The sequence below is a fragment of the Clostridium sp. CCUG 7971 genome, from assembly GCF_017590215.1.
GTDB lineage: Bacteria > Bacillota > Clostridia > Peptostreptococcales > Peptostreptococcaceae > Faecalimicrobium.
This window is the reverse complement of record NZ_JAFFPK010000191.1, coordinates 1-724: the sequence shown is the minus strand read 5'-3', so window position 1 is coordinate 724 and position 724 is coordinate 1. Positions and strand designations below refer to the sequence as shown.

The window sequence follows — 724 nt, the reverse complement described above, 5'->3', positions numbered from 1 at the left end:
AAGATCTGTTGGTGAATTATTACAAAACCAAGTTAGAATAGGTCTTTCAAGAATGGAAAGAGTTATAAAAGAAAGAATGACTGTTCAAGATATGGAAGCTATAACGCCTCAAGCGTTAGTTAACATAAGACCGGTTTCTGCTGCGATAAAGGAATTCTTCGGAAGTTCTCAGTTATCTCAATTCATGGACCAAACAAACCCATTATCTGAATTAACACATAAGAGAAGATTATCAGCATTAGGACCAGGTGGACTTTCAAGAGAAAGAGCAGGATTCGAGGTTCGTGACGTTCATCATTCTCACTACGGAAGAATGTGTCCGATAGAAACTCCAGAAGGACCAAACATCGGTCTTATAAACTCATTAAGTACTTATGCTAAGATAAATGAGTTTGGTTTCATAGAGTCTCCTTATAGAAAGGTAGACAAAGAAATAGGTAAGGTTACTGATGAAATACAGTATTTAACAGCAGATGAAGAAGATCTATTCATAAGAGCTCAGGCAAATGAACCGCTAGAAGAAGATGGTAAATTTGTTAATAGTAGAGTGGTTTGTAGAACTGTAAATGGTGCAGTTGAACTAGTTCCTGTAAACAGAGTAGACTACATGGATATATCTCCAAAGCAAGTTGTTTCTATAGCTACGGCAATGATACCATTCTTAGAAAATGATGATGCCAACCGTGCGCTTATGGGATCAAACATGCAACGTCAAGCTGTTCCA

The 724-nt window shown here is 37.3% G+C and carries 1 protein-coding gene; it reads left to right on the top strand.

Annotated features, from left to right (window positions below; genetic code table 11):
• Positions 1–724 (top strand): RNA polymerDNA-directed RNA polymerase subunit B (locus JWF52_RS18310; protein ID WP_502711270.1); only part of this gene is annotated, 724 nt, incomplete at both ends.